General features: G+C 63.1%; 18 protein-coding genes. 14 read left to right on the plus strand and 4 right to left on the minus strand.

Going from position 1 to position 18,399, the window contains the following annotated elements; genetic code table 11:
• The gene (locus tag KHF85_RS19465; RefSeq protein ID WP_284567925.1) at positions 1-2,202 is read right to left on the minus strand and encodes an NADP-dependent isocitrate dehydrogenase; all 2,202 of its coding nucleotides are present in this window, start codon (positions 2,200-2,202) and stop codon (positions 1-3) included.
• Between the two features lie 165 nt (positions 2,203-2,367).
• Positions 2,368-3,126, minus strand: coding sequence for a phosphoenolpyruvate mutase (gene aepX / locus KHF85_RS19470; RefSeq protein WP_284567926.1), 759 nt, complete (start codon positions 3,124-3,126; stop codon positions 2,368-2,370).
• 296 nt (positions 3,127-3,422) lie between these two features.
• On the opposite strand from aepX, the gene KHF85_RS19475 reads away from it, so the two are divergent.
• From KHF85_RS19475 to KHF85_RS19510, 8 genes are all read left to right on the plus strand, one after another.
• Positions 3,423-4,541: an aspartate-semialdehyde dehydrogenase gene (locus KHF85_RS19475; protein ID WP_284567927.1), complete on the plus strand. Its 1,119-nt coding sequence runs from the start codon at positions 3,423-3,425 to the stop codon at positions 4,539-4,541.
• A 63-nt stretch (positions 4,542-4,604) separates the two neighbouring features.
• Positions 4,605-5,462, plus strand: a complete 858-nt coding sequence (locus KHF85_RS19480; protein ID WP_284567928.1) for a TauD/TfdA dioxygenase family protein — start codon at positions 4,605-4,607, stop codon at positions 5,460-5,462.
• Positions 5,463-5,527: 65 nt separating this feature from the next.
• Positions 5,528-5,929, plus strand: a complete 402-nt coding sequence (locus tag KHF85_RS19485; protein ID WP_284567929.1) for a DUF6002 family protein — start codon at positions 5,528-5,530, stop codon at positions 5,927-5,929.
• On the plus strand, positions 5,880-6,920 hold the full coding sequence (locus tag KHF85_RS19490; protein WP_284567930.1) for a DUF6002 family protein: 1,041 nt from the start codon (positions 5,880-5,882) through the stop codon (positions 6,918-6,920). The genes KHF85_RS19485 and KHF85_RS19490 overlap by 50 nt, the downstream gene beginning before the upstream one ends.
• Positions 6,921-6,925: 5 nt before the next feature.
• Positions 6,926-8,143 carry a pyridoxal phosphate-dependent aminotransferase gene (locus KHF85_RS19495; protein WP_284567931.1) on the plus strand — a complete coding sequence of 406 codons (1,218 nt, stop codon included), beginning with the start codon at positions 6,926-6,928 and terminating at the stop codon, positions 8,141-8,143.
• Positions 8,144-8,291: 148 nt separating this feature from the next.
• Positions 8,292-9,554: a hypothetical protein gene (locus tag KHF85_RS19500; RefSeq protein WP_284567932.1), complete on the plus strand. Its 1,263-nt coding sequence runs from the start codon at positions 8,292-8,294 to the stop codon at positions 9,552-9,554.
• A gap of 170 nt (positions 9,555-9,724) precedes the next feature.
• A complete protein-coding gene (locus KHF85_RS19505; RefSeq protein WP_284567933.1) occupies positions 9,725-10,756 on the plus strand; it encodes an RNA ligase family protein in 1,032 nt (343 codons plus the stop codon).
• A 125-nt stretch (positions 10,757-10,881) separates the two neighbouring features.
• The gene (locus KHF85_RS19510; RefSeq protein ID WP_284567934.1) at positions 10,882-11,922 is read left to right on the plus strand and encodes an ROK family protein; all 1,041 of its coding nucleotides are present in this window, start codon (positions 10,882-10,884) and stop codon (positions 11,920-11,922) included.
• A gap of 71 nt (positions 11,923-11,993) precedes the next feature.
• Here KHF85_RS19510 and KHF85_RS19515 read toward each other — a convergent pair whose 3' ends face one another.
• Positions 11,994-12,416, minus strand: coding sequence for a hypothetical protein (locus KHF85_RS19515; protein WP_284567935.1), 423 nt, complete (start codon positions 12,414-12,416; stop codon positions 11,994-11,996).
• Positions 12,417-12,618: 202 nt separating this feature from the next.
• Here KHF85_RS19515 and KHF85_RS19520 point away from each other — a divergent pair, with 202 nt between their 5' ends.
• The 5 genes from KHF85_RS19520 to KHF85_RS19540 all read left to right on the plus strand — a co-directional run bounded on the left by KHF85_RS19520 (position 12,619) and on the right by KHF85_RS19540 (position 16,908).
• Positions 12,619-13,575 carry an IS30 family transposase gene (locus KHF85_RS19520; protein ID WP_009597007.1) on the plus strand — a complete coding sequence of 319 codons (957 nt, stop codon included), beginning with the start codon at positions 12,619-12,621 and terminating at the stop codon, positions 13,573-13,575.
• A gap of 18 nt (positions 13,576-13,593) precedes the next feature.
• Positions 13,594-14,763: a phosphonopyruvate decarboxylase gene (gene aepY / locus KHF85_RS19525; protein ID WP_284567936.1), complete on the plus strand. Its 1,170-nt coding sequence runs from the start codon at positions 13,594-13,596 to the stop codon at positions 14,761-14,763.
• Between the two features lie 42 nt (positions 14,764-14,805).
• The gene (locus KHF85_RS19530; protein WP_284567937.1) at positions 14,806-15,660 is read left to right on the plus strand and encodes a hypothetical protein; all 855 of its coding nucleotides are present in this window, start codon (positions 14,806-14,808) and stop codon (positions 15,658-15,660) included.
• The gene (locus tag KHF85_RS19535) at positions 15,657-16,025 is read left to right on the plus strand and encodes a hypothetical protein (protein ID WP_284567938.1); all 369 of its coding nucleotides are present in this window, start codon (positions 15,657-15,659) and stop codon (positions 16,023-16,025) included. The genes KHF85_RS19530 and KHF85_RS19535 overlap by 4 nt, the downstream gene beginning before the upstream one ends.
• A 76-nt stretch (positions 16,026-16,101) precedes the next feature.
• Positions 16,102-16,908, plus strand: a complete 807-nt coding sequence (locus KHF85_RS19540; protein WP_284567939.1) for an MOSC domain-containing protein — start codon at positions 16,102-16,104, stop codon at positions 16,906-16,908.
• Positions 16,909-17,364: 456 nt separating this feature from the next.
• Here KHF85_RS19540 and KHF85_RS19545 read toward each other — a convergent pair whose 3' ends face one another.
• Positions 17,365-17,988 carry a 4'-phosphopantetheinyl transferase family protein gene (locus tag KHF85_RS19545; RefSeq protein ID WP_284567940.1) on the minus strand — a complete coding sequence of 208 codons (624 nt, stop codon included), beginning with the start codon at positions 17,986-17,988 and terminating at the stop codon, positions 17,365-17,367.
• A 129-nt stretch (positions 17,989-18,117) separates the two neighbouring features.
• Between KHF85_RS19545 and KHF85_RS19550 the strand changes: the two genes are divergently transcribed.
• Positions 18,118-18,369 (plus strand): GlsB/YeaQ/YmgE family stress response membrane protein, encoded by a 252-nt coding sequence (locus KHF85_RS19550; protein ID WP_003466992.1) that lies wholly within the window; start codon positions 18,118-18,120, stop codon positions 18,367-18,369.
• The last annotated feature ends 30 nt before the right edge of the window (positions 18,370-18,399 follow it).

The following is an 18,399-nucleotide window of genomic DNA, read 5'->3' on the forward strand; positions in this document are numbered from 1 at the left end:
TCAATCCAGGGTACTCAAAATCCGCTCGAAGCAGAGGCTGGGGTGCATCGCTCGGGACAGGCGCTCGGGATCTGGGCGATAGTAGCCGCCCAAGTCGGCCGGCAGGCGGCGCGCGCGCAGGATTTCGTCTTCGATCCGAGCGCGCGCTTGATCCAGCGCTTGCGCCAAGCTCGCAAAGCGCGGGCCGAGTTCCGGCAGATCGCGCAGTTCCAAGGCCCAGGCACAGGCCAGGTGAACATGCGCGACCCGCAGATCCATCGTTTCGCCATGGCTCGCAGGCAACGCAACTTGCGCGAGCAGGCTCGCTGTAACCCGTTTCAATCCCTCGGCCGCGGCGATACTCAGCGCGCAGACCGAGCGCTCGCCGATTTCGGCCAGCGCGCCACTCCAGGCTTGCAGGTCGCCCACAGGGTTCCAGCGCAGGTGGTTGCGTTGCAGGAAATCCCGGGCGATGGCCGGCGCGCAGCCGGCTGCGCCTGCTTCAAGCACCTTGCCGCCATTGAGCAGTTCGGTGCGGACCTCCAGCATGGCGCTGCTTCCGGCCTCGATGGCCCCCAGATACTCGCCGAGGTAGTCGCGCAGCAGATTGCCGGTGGCGGCCACCACGGCCTCTCCACGGCGTAGCCGGCCCAGCAAGCTGCCGATAGCGTCGCGGCTACAGTGCACGCTGATACCCGCTGGAACCCATTCCGACGCCAGGCAGGCCGAGCGCAGATGGCGCAAGGTCTCGCGGTCGCGCGGGCGGTTGGCATCGAGGCAAAACAAGAGCGGCACTGATTGGCGGCGCGCCTGGGCCAAGGCGCAGGCGATCCAATGCCCGATCGCGCGGCCGCTGCGCCGGCATGCCCGCCAAATATCGCCAGCGTCCACCGCGTGCTCGATGAGGACGCGGCCGTAGGCATCGACGATGCGAACGCGGCCGGCACGCTCGATTTCAAACGTGGTTTCCTGTGCGCCATATTCGTCGGCTGCATCCGCGCTCAGGCCAACGACCGTCGCCGATCCGATCCGTGACGGTTCGGGCAGCCCGTGCAGCTGTATGTCTTCGAGCAGCGCGCGATACACGTCCGCCTCGCTGCGGTTTGGGATGACGAAGCGCGTATCGGCCCAACGGCCGTCCGCCCCGACGCCACGTCCGCCATGCAGGAGGGCCTCTGCCATCTGCACGGCGATGCTGGTGCTGCCCGGCGCGCTCAGCGTCGAATGGCCTGCCCGGGCGTCGACCATGGCCAGTTCTGGCTGTCGTGGCACGGCCAGGTTGGCAGCGAATTCGCCGTGGTCGGAATGCGACGCGGCGATCCGCTGCAAGCCTTGGATGCCTGACTGCGGACAGTAGCCGTGGCGGTGCAGCAAAGCAGCGTGGCGCGACAGCAACTCTGCGAAGTGGATGTCCACTGCGCTGGCGAAGATCGCCGAGTCGGACACCTTCATGCTCGTACATTTCAACGGCAGCGAGAACAGCAGGCCATCGCGCTTGCAGGCATCGAAGCTGGCGGCGAGGAAGGCCCGCAATGCATGCCGGCGCATCACCGCAGCATCCAGCACATCCCCGGCAGCCACGCGCAGGCCACTGGCCAGGGTATCGAGGCGGCCGTCCGCGCCGACATGCTCGATACGCAACACCGTATCGGCGTGCAGCGTTATCGCTTGCTCCGACGACAGGAAATCGCCGTCCGCCATGCTGTCGATGCAGGAACGCAGGCTGGGGGATGGCGGATGATGCGGTGGCGTTGAGCGCGCGCGCAGATGCGGCTTGAGGGCAGACCCCACGCGACGCACCGAGGTGCCTTGGCGAAGCACGCCGTTAACCACGCTTCCACGCACAGTGTCGTAGCGGTGGCGCAACCGCGCCTGGTGCGCCTCGACCGGGCGTTCTGGGTAGTCCGGCAGACGATAGCCGTGGCCTTGCAGTTCGCTGATTGCCGCACCTAGCTGGCAGGCCGAGGCACTGATGCACGGCGGCTTGACGATCACCGCATCACGGGCGAGCACCCACTGGCGAAGGTCCGCCACAGGGTCGCCGACGCCAAGCCCCGTGGGTAGGCATTCAGGAAAGGCCGACAGAATCCTCGCTGCGAGCGACACGTCCACGGTAACGAGCTCGATACCGAGCGTGCCGGCAAAACGGCGAAGGACGGGTAGCAGCGATTCGCTCGCCAGGCGAGCAGCCTCATCGGTCAGGCAGCAGACAATGCGTTTCATGGGAGGAGGCTGAAACAGCGTGCGAATCAAGTCGATGCTTGTGCGCTGGACTCAGCCCCCCCCATGATCATCGCTCTTGGGCAGATAGCGGACTTCGGCCCGCGCCAGTTCGTCGTAGTCCATCAGCGAGAACAGCGAATCCAGGCTTTCGATGCTGTTCTCGACCTAGGCGACGCTCTTGTGCACGTAGATCGAGTTCGAGATGTAACGCATCGCTTGAACCGCCGCGCGCAAATTGTGATTGGCCCATACCACGGTGGAGACGCCCGCCTGGTGGAAGGCATCGGTCGGCGCCTTGTAATACTTGGTTGGCACGATCACCAACGGGGCATGCCGCTTCCACTGCGCGCAGAACTCCAGGATCTCGTCAGGCTCACTTTTTTTGGAGTGGATCATGATGGCGTCGGCACCGGCCTCACGATAGCGATGGGCGCGCTCAAGCGCCTCACTCATCCCGCGCCCGGAGACTAGCGCCTCGACTCGAGCGACCACGCAGAATTGATCTTCACTCTGGGAGTCCTTGGCGGCGCGGATCTTGCCGCAAAACTCGCCGATGTCCAGTAGCGGGTGTTTTTCGCCCACGAACGAGTTGGTCTTCGGGAACAAGGTGTCCTCGATGCAGACACCGGCGATGCCGATCTGCGCCAGCTTGCGCACCAACAAGCGCACCGCGTTGAAGTTGCCATAGCCGCCGTCCCCGTCGAGCAGGATCGGCACGCCGGTGGCGTCGGACATGTAGCCAACGGTGCGCAGCACTTCGGTCCAGGAGGCCTCGCTGCAATCCCGCAAGCCGAGCACGGTGGAGATCGACAATCCCGAGGCCCAGATCCCGCCGAAACCGGCGTGTTCGACGATGCGCGCGGAAACGCCATCGTGAGCCTCCATCAGGAAGGACAAAGGCGCGCCTTCCAGCAACTTTCTCAACTTCGAGCATCGCATGTTCACCAATCGCATCCTTATGGAGTGAATTTTTTCGCGCACCCGAAGGGGGAGATGGGGCGAGGTCCAACTTGGCTCCGCCCGCCTTCCATTCGCATCCGTGTCGCATGTGGGTTACAAAGATACTTAATACCGCAAGCGGCGGCGGTTCCGCAAGATGCGCTGACGCGTGTCATTGTTGCGGCCCCCCGGGCCCACGACAATCGAGATTCGGTAGGCCGCGATCACGCGCCTGAAAATCGGTATATCATCGATGGCCACAGCGAGCCATGGACTCGGCCATGAATGCCGACGACGCGGCAAGCCGGGTATCGTCGATAACAGTTGGGGACGCAGAGCAAATGGCAGAAAGGATCGAGGCATACCCCGAGGGCGTGCGGGTGGGGATCGTCGGCGCAACCGGCTTAGTCGGGGAGTTGATGCTCGCGTTGTTGGTGGAACGCCGATACCCGGTGCGCTCGCTGCGGCTGTTCGCGTCCGCGCGCTCGACCGGCAAGTCACTGCACTGGAACGGACAGGAGATTCAGGTCGAAGACGCCACCGCGGCCGATTTCGCCGGCCTCGACATCGTTTTTTTCTCGGCGGGCGGGGATGCCTCACGCGCGCTGGCGCCGCTGGCCGCGGCCGCGGGTGCCATCGTGATCGACAACTCGTCGGCGTGGCGCATGGACTCCGAGGTTCCACTGGTGGTAGCCGAGGTCAACCCCGAAGCCCTCGCCACGCTGAGCAAGGGCATTATCGCCAATCCCAACTGCACCACCATGGTGGCAATGCCGGTACTCAAGCCGCTGCACGCGCGGGCCGGCCTGAAGCGCTTGGTGATCAGCACCTACCAGGCGGTGTCGGGGGGCGGCATCGCCGGGGTGCGGGAACTGGAGCAGCAACTTGCCCGCACCGCCGGCCAAGTTGAGAAGCTGGTCACAAATGGCCATGCGCTGGAGTATCCGCAACCGCGCAAATGGGCCGTGCCGATTGCCCACAATGTGGTGCCGCTGAACTACCTCGTCAACGAAGACGGCTACACCGACGAGGAAGCCAAGCTGCGCGACGAAAGTCGCAAGATCCTATCGTTGCCGGACTTGCCGGTGTCCGGCACTTGCGTGCGCGTACCGGTGTTCACCGGACATTCGCTGTCGATCAACGCCGAATTCGAACGCCCGATCGCCCTTGATACGGCCATCGAAACCTTGCGCGCCGCGCCTGGGGTGCAGCTAGCCGACATTACCCATCCGCTCCTGATCGCCGGCCAAGACGATGTAGTGGTCGGCCGCATCCGCAAGGACCCGACGGTCGAACACGGGTTGGCGCTGTTCGTCAGCGGCGACAACCTACGCAAGGGCGCGGCTCTGAATGCCGTGCAAATCGGCGAGCTTTTGCTGCATCATCCACCTAGGCGGTGACCGCCGAAGACTGGCAGAGATGTGCCGGCAGCACACTCCAGTGAAAAACGAAAGGAATCGCACATGGCTTATAACATCCTCAGCGTGACCCCCATCGCCGGCGTGCTCGGCGCCACGATCGGCGGCGTGGATCTTGCCCGGGATCGTGGCGCGCAACTCCAAACGGAGCTGCTCCGGGCCTTGCACGAGTACAAGGTCATCACCATCCACGGGCAACAACTCGATGCCGACGATCTGATGCGGATCGGCAGCGTGTTCGGCCCGCCATGCGCCTACCCGTTCGCCAAGGGCATCGACGGCTTCGAGTATATTAACGATGTGGTGAAAGCCGAAACCGAGCGTAACAACTTCGGTAACGACTGGCACATCGATTCGATTTACCTGCAACAACCACCACTGGCCACCTTGCTATATTCGATCCAGACTCCGGCCTACGGCGGTGATACCTTGTTCGCCAATGCCGAATCGGCGTATGAGGCGTTGTCCGCCGGCATGAAACGGCTGCTGGACGGCTTGATCGGAATCACTAGCAGTTCGTTGAAGTTCCGCAAGGGTGGAGCGCGGCAAGCTTACTTGAGCCAGTTTTCCAGCATGCAGATCGAAGCGCCGAAGGCCAGCGAGAGTTTCGAGGCCCGCCATCCGGTGGTTCGCACCCATCCGGCGACCGGCCGCAAATCGCTGTACGTCAGCCCCCTGCACACGCTGGGTTTCGAGGGCTTCACCGAAGAGGAGAGCCGGCCGATTATCGAGTTCCTGTGCGCGCACCTGCTGACGCCGGAGTTCGGTTGCCGGGTCCGCTGGGTACCCGGGCAATTGACCATTTGGGACAATCGAAACACGCTGCATTGCGCTATCAACGACTACCAAGGCAAGCGCCGGCACATGCGCAGACTGACCGTCGGTCCGGAACAACCGATCTAGCCGGCAGCCCCCCCTCCCGGCACGGCCCGGGCCAGCACCCGCTCGGAAGTGATGTGGAAACCGCTATGACGACAATTGCAAATGCGCTGAGCCATTACCACGAAAAGATTCAGCAGGCAGGTCAGCCATTCGTTCCCGACTCCGGCGTCGATGCGACCTTCGAGCCGGAATTCACACTTCCCCCGACGAGCCCGCTACTGCGGGAGTTCTTCTCACCGTCGGCGATCAAACTGCACGAACTGGGCAGCTACGGCGGCAGCACGCTTCGCCTTCTTGACCTGACCTGCAATCCCAGAACCAGGACCACCAAAACCTTCGCATCCTACGTGATGATCGCGCGTGCGGTGCGGCATATCCACGCAACAGGCGAATCGATCCTGTTGATCACCCCGAGTTCGGGCAACAAGGGGGGGGGCTTTGCGCGATGCCGTGTTACGCGCGACCGAATGCGGCCTGGTCGAGCCTGAGCAGCTACGCATCGCCATCGTGTTGCCGCGTGCAGGCCTGGGCAAGCTCTGGAGCTCGCCGCTCTCAACCTCGCCATATCTTCGCCGGCTCAATCCGGTGTTCGTGGCGCAGACCGGCGGCGGCGCAGAAGTGAAGCGGCTAACCCGGACCTTCGTGCAACAGCATTCGGCGAGGCTGTGGGAAGAGCATGGGCTTCGCACGTGGCACACCTACCAGCTCGACAATTACCGCATGGCCGATTCGATCCGGGCATTCGTCGAGGCTGACCTGCTCGGCACGCTCCAGCCCGGAATCACCCGTGTCCAGGCGCAGGCGGTATCCAGTGCGTTCGGCCTGCTCGGTTACGACCACGGCCGCGAAGTGCTGGCGGGTATTCCCGACGCCGCCGCGTTGCCCGCCTCGCAGTGGTTGTTGGTGCAACACTTAGGCACCCCGGACCTGGTGCTAGGGCATCTGTTCGGTAATGACTCCCGCGAGAATCTTCCGCCTTATCGGTTCGATCCGACCAGCGGTTTGTACGTGCAGTCGCAGATCCCGTCGTTCCCGTCCAAAACATTGGCCCTGGACGAAATCATCGATTCGACTTTCTACAGCAATCACCCCATCACCGCGCAGGCCGTGGCGGACGCCTTGCACCGCAACGGCGGCACCGGCATCGTCGTGTCTCTGCAGGAATGCCTGGAGCGCTATGGATTCATCCGCTCGCTGCTGCCGCCGGAAGGGCCGTCGCTACCGGCCGATCCGCGAGACCTGCGGGAATGGGCGCTGGTGATGGCGCTGACCGGGGTGCTGGGTGCCATCGACCGCGGCATCGTGCCTGCGTCGAGCGAGATTGTCGTGCATGCATCCGGGTGCTATTCGGCGGCGGACTATGTGCCCGTTTCCGCCGAGGAGGTCGTACTGGCGGTGGACACCAAGCAGATTCTCGACCGCATCCTTGAAGGCTGCGACCCGGCGCGGAACACGCGCTTTCCCATTCACGGCAATTGAAACCTATGGCTGTTCCGCACCAAGGCGATAGGCACGACGATGACCCGACGCTGAGCGCAGGCCTGGCCGCGCTCCTGCGCCGGGCCGATGCCATAGGCAGGGTAGGCTCATGCTTTGCCGATGAGCTGTCCCAACAGCGCAAGCGTGAGGGCGGCGACATCGTGCCCTTGTCCGGGGCGCCGCGGCGGCCGCCGCCAGCCCACGTTATCGAAGCGGCGCAACGCGCGATGACCGAAACTGGTTATGCACAGGGGCGAGGAATCCTGGCATTGCGGCAGGCGCTTGCCACCAAGGTCGCCGGAGAGACCGGGATCCGGGTCGATGCCGAGCAGCAGATCGTGGTCACCAATGGGGCCATGCAGGCGCTGCACATCATCATGACGGGGCTGCTGGCGCCGGACGAGGAAGTCATCATTCCTTCTCCTTGCTACTCCTACGACGGCCTGGTGAGGTTAGCAGGCGCGAATCCGGTGATCGTGCCGATGCGGATCGAAGACGACTATGCATGGGACATGGAGCGCATCCGGTCCGCGATCACCGCCAAGACCCGGCTACTAGTGGTGAACACGCCTACCAATCCGACCGGCCGGGTGCTGACGATGGTGGAGTTGACTGAGCTTGTGCGAATCGCGCAAGAGTACGATCTGCTGCTTCTGGCCGACGAAGCTTACGACCGTCTTGTCTACGACGGCCGCCGGCACGTGAGCATCTACAGCATCGAAGGGGCGGCCGAACGCACGATCGTGGTGCAGAGCGCAACCAAGTCTTACGCGATGGGGGCGTGGCGGATCGGCTGGATCGTGGCGCCGCGGACGCTCACGACGGTGTTTGCCAGGATGATCGAATGGATGATGCTGGCGGTGAACCACATCGCCCAGGCCGCGGCCACAGCGGTGATAAGCGGCCCGCAGGATTGGCTTGCCGATCTGGCAACGGAATTCCAATCCAATCGCGACTTGTCGGTCGGACTACTGGGAACGATCGAAGGCATTTCCTTCGTGGTGCCGCAAGGCGGTCCCTTTCTGATCCCCGACGTGTCGAGGCTAGGCGTGAGTGGAGACGATTTCGCTGAGACCCTCATCAAAGCGTATGGGTTACGGGTCAGCGGCGGTAGCCACTATCACTCCCCGAAGAGCATACGAGTGCCGTACGGCGGCACCCCGGCAGCGATCGAGGAGACCTTCCACCGGATGCGGCACGCCGTGACGGCGCTTCGGGCTTAGCGGACGGTTGAGAAGGTGCCTGCCGGCACAGCGGGGGATTAGAAGGAGTGCAACAGCGGAGTGCTGTGCGGGCCGGAATCAACTATTGGGACCGATGTGAGGGAATGTGGAAACGCTAGCGTTCGATGTGATTCGTAGGAACCAGGACGTGACGCTCAGTGCGCGCGATGCGGAGGCGATCGAACGTCTGGTCTCGTGGCATGCGCAACCGAACTTCGCCAAGCCAGGGCGGACAGCTTGGTACCGGCTGGTGGATCCGGTCCGACCAGTGAAGGGCGGGCCGTTGCTATTGGCGGCGAAGCTGAAAGGCGTCGGCGCCTGGAATCCGGTCGACCCCCAGGTGCCTTCTGGCATCAAGGGGGCTCATCCGTCAGGGACCTTGCAGCCCTCGGTCGTAGAGTACGAAGAAACCGCACGCACCGCTCATTTCGGCATCGACTCTGACGGGCAATTCAAAAGCTTGCACAGCGAGTCGGCGCCCTTCGGCTCGATTCTGCTGCGCCGTGCCCAGCAAGAATACGAGAATGCATTCGCTTTGCATGGGAGTGGCGTGCCCTCGATCGTGCCCTACGCGCTCTATCGCTACCCGGGTCTGCGGTTCAAAGCAGAGCCGCTCGGCGCGGTGGTGTCGCTGGCGCCGGATGAGAGTCCGCATTCGCTGGACGTTCTCTATCTGGATTGCCGCACGGCCTCGCGCGAGCGTCGGCAGCATCTGCAGGAGGTGCTGGCGGCGCTGGATGCCGACGCGGTGGAAGATCGCGCAATCGCCGCCGCGCAGCGCGAGATTGGATACCGGGTCGGGCAAGCGCTGCGGCAGTTCGCCCAATCCGGCCATTACCGCTACTCGTCGGCATGGGACAACTTCTATCTCAACAAGCGCGATGGCGTGGTGTACCTAACCGACCTGGATTCCAGCCGCCGTCTGCAAGAGCTACCCACCGAGATCGCCGGCATGCAGGTGTTGAGAGATCTGGCCGGCGCACTCTGGCGGCTGCCGAAGCAGTACAGCGAGTGCGATACGGTTTCACGATTTAAGCTGAGCGATGTGCGGCAGATCGATCCGCTGGCCGCGACGCTGCGTGGGTTCTTCGACCTGGACGAGGCGACAGCCAGAGCGGTCGTCGAGCCCTTGTGGGACTACTTCATCCCGCATTGGTTCTTGTTGAAGCGTCAGGGCGCCGACATAACGACGTTCTCCAAGGAACGGCGCAAGAGCTATCGAATCGACAAGGGTCTTTTCCATTGCCTGGCGACCCTGGTCACCGCTCCGGTGTACCGACGGTTGCATGCACGGTTGGGGTTGCCGCAAATACCGGAGCAAGCGGATCTACTGGAACGCGCCAACCTGTTTCTCGGCGAACAAATGGATTACATTCGCTGGCTACTGCGCGATGGTCGTTGCGATGGCTAGCGCGGACTTGCAACGAAACTCCGTCCAACCTAGCGAGCCGGACGCGTCATGCTCGGTCGAGGCCCGGCAACGTGTCGAGCACGCCCGCAAGGTGGCAGGTAGCGTGCAGGCTTGCGCGTTCGCCAATGCCCTCGTGCCTACCAACGCCTTTAGGAACTGGAATTCCGTCTATGAGTTGGTCTGAACAAACCGCCGCGCAAGTGCTCCGTCGTGACCGTGAACACTGCGTGGTGTGCGGGCAACCGGCCCGCATCGTGCACGAGTTGCTGGACTCACGACTATGGCCAGGCGGGGTTAGTCCTCCCGGCAACCTGGTGGTTCTGTGCCACGAACACAAGCTGGCAGCCGAAAGCGACCGCATTGCCGTGAACGCGATCCGCGAAGCCGCGCGCATCGAACGCACCTATCCTCCGCAGTTCTACATCTGGCTGGAATACGACCATTGGGGGAACTCGCTGTACTCCGACGGCCGACGTGCGATGGGAGAACTCTTCGATCAGGTCGATGTGCAGCAAGCGCTCGCGGCCAGCGGAAAGATCCAATTGTTCGGCGCCTGGGCACGCTACCCGAGAACGTTCGTGCTGCCCTGGTCCGAGGTGACCACCGCCGGCGACCACCCGATGGAAAGCGCTGCCGCGTTTATCGGGCAGCGCGTGGTCGCCAGCGAAAAGCTGGATGGGCAGAACGTGACCCTATATCGGGACTCATTCGTCTTCAAAAGCGCGTGGCCTCGCGCGCATCCGTCCAAGGAATGGCTGCGCGAGTTCTGGGAAGCGAAGAAGGATCGGATTCCCGACGGCTGGCGGGTGTGCGGGGAGTTCGTCTATCTCACACACACGGTCGAGTATCTGGATTTGGACAGCTATTTCATCGGCTTTTCGGTGTGGGATGCGTCCAACACCTGTCTCGGCTGGGACCAGACCAGCGCTTTCCTGGCCGAGCGCGGCATTACCCGCGCGCCGGTCTTGTTCGATGGCGCATTCGATCAGGCCGCCATAGAGCGCGCGTGGCGCAAACACAATCGGGCTGATAGCGAGGGATATGTACTGCGCCTGGCCGGCCCGATCCGTTACCGCGACTTTACCCGCAACGTCGGCAAGTTCATTCGCGCCGGCTTTGTACAAGCCGATTTTTCGAACAAGGCCGAAACCCCTTGCAATCAAATGCGTACAGGTACCGAGCAGGCTGGCCCGGATGAATGAGGCCATGCACGCGCTGCGCCGCTTGCCACACCCGCTGGCTGTATCCCGCGTCGGGTGTACCGGGCGGGTGAGCGGTTGCTAGATGTACGCGTTCCATCCATCACTAGCGCAAAGGAGATTTCGCTGTGGATCAGTATTGGCTGTGCATCGACATTGGATACACCTATTCCAGGTACGTCGTTTGGGACGGCAACGACTTCGTCGACAGCGAGCGCGAACTGACCCATCGGCCGAAGGTGACCACCGGTTACGACGGCGATCGGTGCCAGCAGATCTGGGTGAGCCAGCTGACCGACAAGCTCCACGAATGGAAGCGGAAGTGGCCGCTGATCTCTCGGGTAGGCTTGTCTTTCCCTGGAGTGGTCGATAGGAACGGCGCGATTGCACGCATGAATTCGATCTGGGGCACATCCGGTTGCGACCTGCCCAAGCAAGCGCTGGCGGGGGCGCTGGCCATGCCAGTCACGGTGCTCAACGACTTGTCGGCCGCCGCCGTACGCTACGGAAACTCGACACGGTTCGGCGAAGCGACTTCGGTCATGGTGGTCAGCGTCAGCAGCGGCATCGGTGCCAAAATCTATGACCGCGAGGCCGGCCGCCTCGTGCTCGAAAGAAGCGGGCGCAACGGCGAGATTGGACTGGTCAAGGTCGATGAAAGTCCACATGCCCCTGTCACCGGCGATGGACAATTGGTCGGCATCCTTGGTCATTACGCTTCGGGCTCGTCGTTTGCGCGCCTGCTACGCACGGTCGCGCAGGACGAAGCCGAGCGCTCGCGCTACGAGGAATCGGCATTGGCCTCTATTCTGGCCGAGCTGGGCCAGAACCTGTTCAGCGCCGACCGGCTGCTGGTCAACGAAAGCGCGGTCAAGGCGATGCTGCTCGGGGATGCGTTTTGCATCGACGTCTTATCGCGCTCGGTCAAGCACCTGGCGAACGTGTTGCACATCGGGATACTGTTCAACGCCCCCGATGCGATCGTACTCGTCGGCGGCTTCGCCAGGAGCATCGGTGCACTCTATATCGATACGCTGCACGCGCATCTTGCTCCGTTGTTGACGTTGATCTACACCTCGGAAGAAGTCAGGCAGATGATCCATCTCGGCGAGAACGACGACTTGGACAACCTGTGGGGACTGGTCATTCAAATGGAGCGTTCGGAATGACCCGACGCACCCGGCCAATGCCTGGCGCGTTCGCGACGGCCGCAACTTCGCTAGGTGCGGGGCAAGGCGGTTCAGCGCCGGATGAACGACTCGGCGAACAGGGCCAAGTAAGTCTCGTTCGCGAGGATCACCGCGTCGCTTCCGGGGCGGTTCGCCAAGCAGCCGCGCGGCGCCGCCAGTTCCACCTCCATCACGACAGGAAGTGGGGGCGATGCGCCGAACTGAGACAGCTGTCCGTTGTCAGTGAGCCGCGCCACCCGTGCCCATTCGAGGCAACCGGCCAACTCGATGCCGACAAACTTGGCGTGCTGCAAAGCGCGCGCAGTCTGTCGCGAGATGTGAAGGCGCGCGCCGTGCTGGCTGCTGTTGCCGTCGGACACGTGCGCGCGATACTTGAACACATGACTGTGAAGCGCCAGCGCGACGAACAGGGCGAGCAGCAGCAGGCAGCCCGCGAGCGCATACCGTTCACCTTTTCCCACAGCGACCGCCATACAACTCCCTTTTCACTTTGTGCAATGCGCCTGCCGGCCTACACGGTGGAGAGCGTCCGTATGAACGCCGCGCCGCGCAAAATCCTATTGTCAGTCTAGCCCCCAATCGATCGGCGGCTTCAACTCCGATTCGCAACACCAACGGTTGTGAAGTGGCCCGGCGACCTGACTTGAGCGACTTCACCGCCAAGTGGAGTTGCCCATGTCATCCAGCCGCCTGGACCAGGCCGAACGATACCGTTTGCATGCGTTATATGAAACCGGGATGTCGATGCGGGCCATCGCCGATGCGTTGGAGCGCGCGCCCAGCACGATCAGCCGCGAACTGCGCCGCAATCAGCACGCTCGGCACTATCTGCCAGATCACGCACAGCGCATCAGCGAGCATCGGCGCACGCAGGCCAGCCGGCGTCCACGCATCGACGCTGAGCGCATCGCACAGATCGAGGTCCTGCTGAGCGAGGACTTCAGCCCGGAACAGATTGCCGGTCGCACCGGCCTGGCCAGTCACGAATGGATCTATCGGCACATCTACGCTGACCACAAGCGCGGTGGCCAGTTGTTCACGCATCTACGCAAGCGCCGCCGCAAGCGCCGTCGGCGGGGCGTGCGCGATGGCCGCGGACAGCTGACACATCGGCGCAGCTGGACACAGCGCCCCAGCGTGGTGGAGCAGCGAAGCCGCATCGGCGACTGGGAGCTGGATACCCTCCGGGCCTCACACGGAAAGGCCGTGGTGGTCAGCATGACCGAACGCCGCAGTCGCCTGCATCTGCTGGCTTACTCGCCTGACGGCACCGCCGAGAACGTGCGCAACGCCATCGTCCAGCGCCTGGGCGGCCTAGGCCACACGGTGCACACCCTCACCGCCGACAACGGCAAGGAATTCGCCGATCATCGGCTCATTGCCGCCTGCTTGCAGAGCGACTTCTATTTTGCAGATCCGTACTGCGCATGGCAGCGAGGCAGCAACGAAAATGCCAACGGATTGACGCGCCAGTACTTGCCACGACACATCGATTTCAGCACCATCACCGATGCGCACCTGCGATGGATCGAACAGCGACTCTACAATCGTCCGCGCAAGATACTCGGATTCAAAACGCCCCTCGAAGTCTTCTCCGAGGAGGTCCTCAACAGCGTTGCGAATCGGAGTTGAATCCGCCATCCATATTCCATGACCTCTCCGCACTCAACTTTGCCGACCGCACAGCCACACAGTGCGGTTGATGTGCTAAACCGCATGGCGTGCCTGGGATTTGATTATTTCGCTGGAGTTCCTTGCTCGTTTCTGACGCCGCTCATCAATGGCGTCATGGCGCACGAGCGCATCGGCTACGTGCATTCCAATCACGAAGGCGAGGCGCTGGCGATTGGCGCCGGGCTGTGGCTGGCCGGCAAGCGCTGCGTCACCTTGTCGCAAAACTCGGGCTTGGGCAACATGGTCAACCCGATGACCTCGCTGCTGGCGCCGTTTCAGATCCCCGCTCTGGTAATGCTGACTTGGCGCGGTCGCCCAGGCATACACGATGAGCCGCAACATGCCCTGATGGGTATGATCACTCCAGCTCTGCTGGAGCAGATGGTCGTGGCCTGGCAGGATGCAAGCGCCCACGACTTCACGTGGGATCGCGCGCTCGACACGGCCCAGCGTGCCTGGATCGCGCGCGAGCGCGCCGCCATCGTCCTCGACGGCGATGCCTTCGCCATGCTGCCGGCACCGCCGCTGCCGACGCCCATCACACCGCAATCGAGTTTCCATGATCTGCGTAGCCACGGCGTGCCGCTGCGCCGTGACGAATTGCTCAGCCTGCTGCTTGCTACGACGAACCCCGCCACGGCGATTATCGCCAACACCGGCAAGTGTGCACGCGAGTTGTACGCGCTGGCAGACCGCCCGCAGCACTTCTACATGACCGGTTCGATGGGCCATGCCGGTGCCTTGGCGCTCGGCGTGGCGCTGGGCAGTGGCCGGCGGGTAGTGGCGCTGGACGGCGACGGCGCGCTGCTGATGCGCTTGGGCAACCTCGCCTCGATCGGCGCGGCGCGCCCGCCCGGATTCATGCACGTCCTGCTCGACAATGGTTGCCATGACTCAACTGGAGGCCAACCAACGGTGAGCGCAGGCATCGACTTCTGCGCGATCGCTTCGGCATGTGGATACGCGCTCGCAATTTCGGTCGACTCAGCGGCAGGGTTCGAGAACGCGCTCAAGCTCTACGAAAACGCCGCCTCGCCAGCGTTCGTACATGCCAAGATAGCACCAGGGTCGATGCGAGGCCTGCCTCGCCCTAACGAAGATTTTCCACAACTTGCCCAGCGCTTCCGCGAATTTTGCATGGGCTGAAGTGGGTATTGCCAAATCTCTCTTCCATGGAAGCCTGACAGCATGCCGTTCTTGAACGACGAGGAATTCTTTCGCAAATTTTCTCTGACACCAGGCGATATTCTAGATTTCGCCGCTCCAGGCGACTTCCTGTGCTACTACAGCGGCTCGATCAACGAAGGTCGCGGCAGCGCGACCTCGGACGTGGACGTGGTGATCATCGCTGATCCGGCCGAGATCGAGCGCAGGGTCAAGGAAAGGCGCTATCGTGTCGCCAACTCGGGGCGCACGGCCTTTCTCGTCGATGAGTTCCGGGGCGCGCCGGTCGAGGTGGCGGTGTTCCTAGAACAGGACATCACCGAAATGATCGAGCGCCTGGATGCGCTCGATTTCGCCGATCCCGGCATGTTCGTCAACACCCGCCCGTTGTCCAGCCACCTGGGTGTGGAAAGCGTGCAGAGCATTCTGCACCGGCTGTCGGTAGCTAAACCGCTACATCGGCGCACGGCCTTCGAGGCGCTCCAGCAGCGGCTTTGCGTCAAACGGCTTTGCCTGTGGCAGGCACGCATGCGGGTCGCCCGCCTCAATCACCTATACGAAGATCTGTCAGGCCGCTTGGAAATCGGTGAACCCGAGTCGGCCTTCTTCCTGGCCCGTGAAGCGCTAATGTCGCTGGCGACGATCTACGCCAACTACTTGGGCGCCAGCGTCGACAGGACCAAGTGGTGGAAGCAGGCTTTCGACAGCGTCAGCCATCGCATCCCAGCTACCCAGGACACGATCCTGCACGCTCTGTACCGGGACTGCTCCAGCCCTGCGGCCCGGTGTACCGTACTGGACGACTGCCTCAACCTGATCGATGAATTCCATCATCAAGAAAGTGCGCTGGAGACGGCGCTGCTTGGAGAGACGCGATGATCGTCCCTGAGGCGATTTTCGCCAAATGCCGGATTTTCCGCCTGCGCCAGTTCCAGGGGCAGTACTACCTGATCGGCAGAATGTCGGCGTTGAAGATTTCTCCGCTGGCCGCCAGGGCATGGCGGCTGTTCGACGGCGTAAGATGCCTGGGCGAGATCGCGGTCAGGCTGGAGCTGGAGTCGTCTCGCTCGGACGGCACGATCTTCGCCGAATTGCAAGCGATGGCGGCGCTGTTGCTGGACCGGCAAGCGTTGAAGATCGTCGACGCGCTCGCCGCCAGTGGCGATGGCGACAGCGGTGGCGCGATCACGATCGAGGAGGCCAGAATCCCCAAGGCGCTGCTTTGGGGCGGCTACAACAACTAGTAGCTCCACGGAATGCCGCGGCTAGGCAGCCACCGACCCGACTGCCGTCCCTAATATCCTCTCTAGCGACATTACCATGACCTGTTCACTCGTATCGATACATATCTATCCGATGAAATCCTGTGCGCCCCTGACCTGCGGGCAAGCACAGTTGGAACTCTCCGGACTGCGGCATGACCGGCGCTGGATGGTCGTCGATGCGATGGGCAAGGCACTCACTGGCCGGGAATGTCCGAAACTGACCCTGATCCGTGCGCGGCCCGGCGAGAGCGGACTGCTGCATCTGGAAGCGCCGGAAATGCCTGCCATCACGGTACAAGCGCCGTTTGATCCCGTGACGCGGGTAGAAACCGCTGTTTGGGGTTCATCGGTCGCACCTGCTTTGGCGAGCGCCGATGCACATGCATGGTTAAGCGCATTCCTCAAGCAGTCGGTGCGCCTGCTGCATATGGATCCTCAATGCCTGCGACCACTGGACTCCAAGTACGCCCAGCCCGGTGATGTGGTTAGCTTGGCAGACAGTTTCCCCATCCTGCTGATCTCCAAAGAGTCCGTGGATCTGCTCAATACCAAGCTGGCCATCCCGGTGCCGATGCTGCAGTTTCGCCCGAATCTGGTGATCAGTGGACAGGGCCCCCATGTAGAAGATGGATGGAAGTGCATCCAGATCGGCGAAACCGAATTCGAGGTGGGAAAACCCCGTACGCTTTGTGTATTCGCCAACGTAGACTTCAAACGGGGCGAACGCGACGCCAGCGGCGAGCCGCTTCGCACTCTTGCTCGCTATCGCAGCAGCGCGCAAGGCCTGACATTTGGCCAAAAACTGATACCGCGTCGATTGGGAACCATCCGAGTGGGAGATCTAGTCAAGGCCATTGCTTAAAGCGTATTAAGAAGTTTAGCGAAACGCAGCTAGCTGCTCCAGCGCTTCCAAGCGCAACCGGTGCACGACACCTCGGTGTCGGCCTGTCCGTGGCGCTCCCATGATCGGCGCGAGCGCTGACCGGTTCGGTCTTCCTGACGGTTTCGAGTGTCTAGGCGCTGAGTCCAACCTGGATACAGGTAACTATAACCGTTCTATTCTAAAGTAGAGACTCCGCACCGTATGGATCCCGTGGCAAAAAAAGGATTCAGGCGATGAAGAAGCCCCGTTTCACCGAAGAGCAAATCGCGTATGCGCTCAAGCAAACCGAGCGCGGCGCCACAGCGGCCATGCGATGCACGGCACGCGCCGGATAGATGAGGGCGCCCCACGCCGGGAGAAACCGGCACGGCAGATCCCCGAACGGGAGCCGTTCCCGCGCTTACCCAAAGCAGACCGCCATCAGGCCGGGCGGCGCTACGCCGAGTCGAGCGGATACCAGGCCAGCGCGGCGCGATAGTCCGGCGCCGGCACCCACTCGTGCACCTGCCAGCGCGCGGCCATGCCCAACGCCGGGTCGCACCAGGCAAGCTGCAGCACACCGGCGGCGTCTTCGCCAAAGCGTAGCCGGTGCAGCCCGAACGACAGCCCGTGCCCGTGCGCCTTGAGCAGCGCTTCCTTGGCGCACCACAGGCGGAAGAACAGCGCCTCGCGCGCCGGTTCGGCCAGCGCCTGCAACGCGGCGACTTCGTCGGCATGGAAGAAGCGCTGTGCCAGTTCCAGCAGCCGCGGCCGCGCGCGCTGGTGTTCGATGTCCACGCCCAGCCGCGCGTGCGCGCCGATCGCCACCAGCAGATAGTCGCCGCTGTGGCTCCAGCCGGTGCCGACATGCGCCAGTGGCGCGTGCAGCCACGGCCGGCCGCGTTCGTCGCGGCGCAGCGGCAGTTGCGCCTCCGGCATGGCCAGCTCGGCGGACAGCAGGCGCCGCGCCTGCGCCTCGCCCGGCGTGCGCGGCGGATGCGGGCGCAGCCACAGCGCCACCGGGCCGTACCGCCATTGCGGCGGGTCCGGGTGCAGCGGCGCTTCGGCAGGCTCCTTCACGCGGCTTCCACAAACCACAATGGCCGCTGCGACACCCCTGCCCGGGTACACGGGCGCTTCACGGCAGCGCTCCTTAAATGGCGCACGCCACACCGCTTCCGGTGCGGGCAGAATCTAGGAGTGTGACCCATGGGCATCATCATCTGGTTGATCGTCGGCGGCATCGTGGGCTGGCTGGCCAGCATCATCATGCGCCGTGACGCACAGCAGGGCATCATCCTGAATATCGTCGTCGGCATCGTCGGCGCGCTGATCGCCGGCTGGTTGTTCGGTGGCGGCATCAACCAGGCGATCACGCTGTGGACGTTCCTGTACTCGTTGATCGGCGCGGTGATCCTGCTGGCCATCGTCAACCTGTTCACCCGCGGCCGCGCGCGCTAAGCGCAAACGCCGCTGCAGGTGTGCGCAAAC

The sequence above is a fragment of the Xanthomonas graminis pv. graminis genome (genome assembly GCF_030168915.1).
Classification (GTDB): Bacteria; Pseudomonadota; Gammaproteobacteria; order Xanthomonadales; family Xanthomonadaceae; genus Xanthomonas_A; species Xanthomonas_A translucens.

What these genes read in the sequence shown, in the direction of transcription:
- KHF85_RS19465 (WP_284567925.1), bottom strand. Translation starts at nt 2,202, where the DNA reads ATGAAACGCATTGTCTGCTGCCTGACCGATGAGGCTGCTCGCCTGGCG.
- KHF85_RS19475 (WP_284567927.1), top strand. Translation starts at nt 3,423, where the DNA reads ATGAATGCCGACGACGCGGCAAGCCGGGTATCGTCGATAACAGTTGGG.
- KHF85_RS19480 (WP_284567928.1), top strand. Translation starts at nt 4,605, where the DNA reads ATGGCTTATAACATCCTCAGCGTGACCCCCATCGCCGGCGTGCTCGGC.
- KHF85_RS19485 (WP_284567929.1), top strand. Translation starts at nt 5,528, where the DNA reads ATGACGACAATTGCAAATGCGCTGAGCCATTACCACGAAAAGATTCAG.
- KHF85_RS19495 (WP_284567931.1), top strand. Translation starts at nt 6,926, where the DNA reads ATGGCTGTTCCGCACCAAGGCGATAGGCACGACGATGACCCGACGCTG.
- KHF85_RS19505 (WP_284567933.1), top strand. Translation starts at nt 9,725, where the DNA reads ATGAGTTGGTCTGAACAAACCGCCGCGCAAGTGCTCCGTCGTGACCGT.
- KHF85_RS19515 (WP_284567935.1), bottom strand. Translation starts at nt 12,416, where the DNA reads ATGGCGGTCGCTGTGGGAAAAGGTGAACGGTATGCGCTCGCGGGCTGC.
- KHF85_RS19520 (WP_009597007.1), top strand. Translation starts at nt 12,619, where the DNA reads ATGTCATCCAGCCGCCTGGACCAGGCCGAACGATACCGTTTGCATGCG.
- aepY (WP_284567936.1), top strand. Translation starts at nt 13,594, where the DNA reads ATGACCTCTCCGCACTCAACTTTGCCGACCGCACAGCCACACAGTGCG.
- KHF85_RS19530 (WP_284567937.1), top strand. Translation starts at nt 14,806, where the DNA reads ATGCCGTTCTTGAACGACGAGGAATTCTTTCGCAAATTTTCTCTGACA.
- KHF85_RS19535 (WP_284567938.1), top strand. Translation starts at nt 15,657, where the DNA reads ATGATCGTCCCTGAGGCGATTTTCGCCAAATGCCGGATTTTCCGCCTG.
- KHF85_RS19540 (WP_284567939.1), top strand. Translation starts at nt 16,102, where the DNA reads ATGACCTGTTCACTCGTATCGATACATATCTATCCGATGAAATCCTGT.
- KHF85_RS19550 (WP_003466992.1), top strand. Translation starts at nt 18,118, where the DNA reads ATGGGCATCATCATCTGGTTGATCGTCGGCGGCATCGTGGGCTGGCTG.